General features: G+C 49.4%; 3 protein-coding genes and 1 pseudogene. All 4 read right to left on the reverse strand.

Features of this window, described 5'->3' with window-relative positions:
* A partial coding sequence (locus VIM87_RS18615; RefSeq protein ID WP_331998449.1) for a glycosyl hydrolase occupies positions 1-464 on the reverse strand: 464 nt, incomplete at its 3' end.
* 12 nt (positions 465-476) lie between these two features.
* Positions 477-1544 (reverse strand): glycoside hydrolase family protein, encoded by a 1068-nt coding sequence (locus tag VIM87_RS18620; protein WP_331998450.1) that lies wholly within the window; start codon positions 1542-1544, stop codon positions 477-479.
* A gap of 151 nt (positions 1545-1695) precedes the next feature.
* A complete protein-coding gene (locus VIM87_RS18625) occupies positions 1696-3177 on the reverse strand; it encodes a RagB/SusD family nutrient uptake outer membrane protein (protein WP_331998451.1) in 1482 nt (493 codons plus the stop codon).
* A 4-nt stretch (positions 3178-3181) separates the two neighbouring features.
* Positions 3182-4088, reverse strand: a pseudogene (locus tag VIM87_RS18630) (TonB-dependent receptor); the annotation flags it as partial.

A 4088-nucleotide genomic window follows, 5' to 3' on the forward strand; every position in this document is an offset into this window, starting at 1 on the left:
TGCTTTTCCTTTAGGTCTGCTTTTATGGGTTCATTTAAAGATTGCCCTGCCTGCAGGGCATATTCCTTAAAGTATACTTTACCGGCTGCATCTTCCAGTGGAATACCAGGGCCGCCAAAGGGCCAGCCGGTGCCGGTGTTCATATCTACGGTCATGCCTAAACGGTTGCTTTCATGAATGGTGTAACCCAGCATCTGCATCCAGTGAGGCGATAAAAAATCGATGAACTTATTTTCAAATCCCCTGGTGCCATAAATAGGCGTGATCTCAACCCCACCAATGCCGGCCTGCTGCATCGCCTGCAGGTTATAGGCCAGGCCGGGCGTATCCACCGCATTGCCCAACCACCACCAGCGCGTCCAGGGACGGGTTTCTTTTTGAATGGGCGGCCATTGCAATCCCTGGCCTATAGCCAGGTAACAGCAGCAGAACAAACAGGCGGTTAATAGTCCAATCCTTTGCATAATGTATCCCAATTATTTTATCTTAAAAATAAAGGCAGAAGCGGTCATATATTGCCCGCCCTGCGCAGCGGTGAACAGGTAGGCCGGCTTATCCTTATGCATTAACAGCTGCGGCCTTTCAAACCGGCCGTAACGCTTCAGGTGCGGGGCTGGCGGCGGTTCCTGTATGTAATGGGCCGCATCATAATAAGCAATGGATGGCGTGGTCCAATGCAGCCCATCCTTTGCTTCCATATACAAACCCACCTTTTGACTATACACACCCATATCCCGCGCCAGCATTTTAAACCTATCCTGCTCATGCCACACAAAAGCGTCTTCCAGCTGCTTGTTATCCCCTAATTTAGAAAAATCTATCACCGGGTTTTGTACATATTTATGAAAGGGACCTTCCGGCTTAGCGGCAATGGCCAGGCCATACTTGCGGTTGCCACGGATGGCGGCGCCGGCATCCCGCTCGTAATCGGCCGTGTTCCATGATTTATAGTATAACCAGTACTCACCATTGGGATGATGCACCAATGATGGATTAGTAGTGCAATGATCATCCCAGGCGCCCGTAGCGCCCGGTTCCAGGATAGGCGTTTCGCTGCGCTGCCAGGGGCCTTCCAGGCTGTCGGCAACGGCAAGGCCTATACGTTTGGTATTGGTTTTACCGTTGGAGTTACCCATATAATACAAATAATAGCGGTTACCCAGCTTTCGTATATGCGGGTTATGGCAGGTAGTAGCATCCCAAAAGCCGGGGCGTGGTGAAAGTACCGTATCCACATATTCAAACTTCCCTTCCGGGTGGTCGGCTACTGCATGCGCAATCTCTGAACTATTGATCCAGCCACCCATACCTTTTGCTGCCGGCCAGCGGGAAAAGAATACATGGATCTTTCCATCCGGCCCTTCAATGGGGCTGTTACACCATACGTACCAGTCCTTCATTTCCAGCGCACGGCCCACGGGCTGCAGGTGCCTGCTGAATTCAGACACCGGAGCGGTAACCGCTGAGTGATACAGCGCCCTGAGTTGTGTTGCAATCAGAGAACCACCGAAAGTGGCGAGGAAGGTTCTTCGTGTAAACATCATTTTCACAATTTTAAATTACGAATTGGCCAATTACGAATTACGAATTGGTACGGATGTTCATGTACTTCATTAATATTAAAAACATTTAATTATGAATTCCATAAACAATGCGGGTCATTCGTAATTCGTAATTAAATAATTCGTAATTGAATCAGTATCCTGCGTTCTGATCATACAAGCCTGGTTTAATATTGATCTCCGTTTGCGGTACGGGATATAAGATAAACTCATTTTTCATGGGCTTCATCACTTTCTTTTCATCTTCCTTCGCCATCCAGGCATTCATTACAGTAACTACCTTGCCGGTACGTACCAGGTCGTGCCAGCGCAGGCCCTCTGCGGCAAACTCACGGCGGCGCTCTTCCAGCAGGGTATCTGCATTTACGCCGGTAATGCCGGCCAGCCCTGCACGGCTGCGCACCTGGTTTACAATATCATCTACGGTTGCCTGGCTTCCACCGGTATGCAATAAGGTTTCTGCATACATCAGCAGCACATCGGTATAGCGCAGCACCGGCTGGTTAATGCCCCAGTCGCGCAGGTCAACGCCGTAACGTTTAGGGTCCAGGAACTTCTTGAAATAATTCTGGTTCACAAAGTTGCCATTCTCATCTGTAAAGCCCTGGATCACGTTAAAGGTTAAACGTACATCGCCGGCCGGGTAGCTGCTAATGAAATCGTTGGACACATACTTAAAATCATTGCCACTGGCTACGGGGATCTTGTTTGCCCGCATATAGCTGCCAGGCAGCATTTCAGCGGGTATTACCGTACCGGTGCCGGTACCGCCGCTTTTAAACTGCACTTCAAATACGGATTCCGAATTGTTCTCATTATCATAACTGAAGATCTGCGCGTAGTTATTGATGAAAGCATATTTTCCACTGTTAATGATCTCTGACAGCAGGTCGCGGGCTTTAGCATATTCATTGGAATTTAACACCGGCCCTTTATCCAGCAGCACCGGGCCGGAGCGGGTTAAATATACCCGTGCCAGAATGCCTTTGGCTGCATACAGGGTAGCCCGGCCTTTACTGCCGCCGCTGTAGGATGCGGGTAATAACTGCGCCGCACTTTCCAGGTCGGCAATGATCAGGTCATAGATCTCCTGTACGCTTGCACGGTTAATACTTTGCGCAGCTGTAGCGCTCACCAGGTGATCTATTTTAGGCACGCCGCCAAAGAAACGCACCAGGTCAAAGTACATAAGGGCACGTATAAACTTTGCTTCGCCGGTGAACTGGTTGCGCATCGTTTCATCCGGCACCTTATCTGCACTGATATTATCCAGCACGGAATTACAGCGCATAATGGTATTATAGCAATCGCTCCATGCGCTGGACATAAGGGTATTGGATGAATTAACCGTGAAATTATTTACCGGGTTCCAGTCGTAGGTACCGCCTTCTCCCGGCACGTACATATTATCAGACCGTATCTCCGACAAAAACAGGTGACGGGTAGGATATGTGGACAGCCCGTTGTAAGCCGCATTCACTGCCTGCTCAAAGTCCTGCTGGTTGCGGTAAAAGTTTGCCACACTGGGATCAGAGATGGGCTTTATATCCAGCTTGCTGGTACAGCTGCCTAACAGCACCGTACCGGCTATTAATATTTTAAGTAACTGTTGCATAGGATCAGAATGAAATGTTAAGACCAAGAATGTAAGATTTTGCCAAGGGGAATGCACCATAATCATCCCCGGAATCATTGATAGCTTCCGGGTTAAAGCCACCGTTGTAATGGTCTTTGCCCCATACATTTTCTGCCGACATATAAATGCGGCCGCCACTTACGCCGGGAATATGTTTCAGCAAACGTGATAAATTGTATCCCAGCGTAACGGTGCGCAAACGGAAATAGCTGGCATTGTATAACCAGCGGGAATCCTTCAGGCGCCCGTATTTAATAGGATTGGCCTTGGGCACAATGCCATTACCGGGATCAGCCTCTGAACGCCAGCGATCGCGCCAGATGCCCAGTGAATTATCTGAAATGCCGCTGCCCTGCCGGTCAATAGCACGGCCAAAAGTGGAATAGATCTTATTGCCCCATTGCCCCTGGAACAGGAAGCTGAGATCAAAACCTTTGTAATTGAAATTATTGGTGATGCCCCAAACGTAAGTAGGATCAGGCTGCCCCAGGATCACTGCATCTTTTACATCGATCACTTTATCATTGTTAGCATCGCGGTACCTGGGATCACCGGCTTCCTCGCCTGGTATAATGGCGCTGGATGCCGCTTCTGCGGCTGTTTTCAGGATGCCGATATTTTCCAGTACATAAAAAGCGCCAATGGGCTGGCCTACCGTAGTAATGTGATGGCCCATGTTATCGAAATTGCCGAAGATGATAGGCGTGTTGTTAGGGCCCAGCTGCAGCACTTTATTGGTATTATGGCTCAGGTTCAGGTTAGTGGTCCATTCAAATGCGCCGGTAAAGTTGCGGGTGGAGAGCTCCAGCTCCCAGCCTTTGTTCCGCACTTTACCAATGTTGGTAATAGCGGTGCTGAAGCCCGTAACCGCTGCCACCGGTATGCTTAAC

The organism is Chitinophaga sp. (assembly GCF_036569125.1).
Classification (GTDB): domain Bacteria; phylum Bacteroidota; class Bacteroidia; order Chitinophagales; family Chitinophagaceae; genus Chitinophaga.

What these genes read in the sequence shown, in the direction of transcription:
- VIM87_RS18620 (WP_331998450.1), bottom strand. Translation starts at nt 1,544, where the DNA reads ATGATGTTTACACGAAGAACCTTCCTCGCCACTTTCGGTGGTTCTCTG.
- VIM87_RS18625 (WP_331998451.1), bottom strand. Translation starts at nt 3,177, where the DNA reads ATGCAACAGTTACTTAAAATATTAATAGCCGGTACGGTGCTGTTAGGC.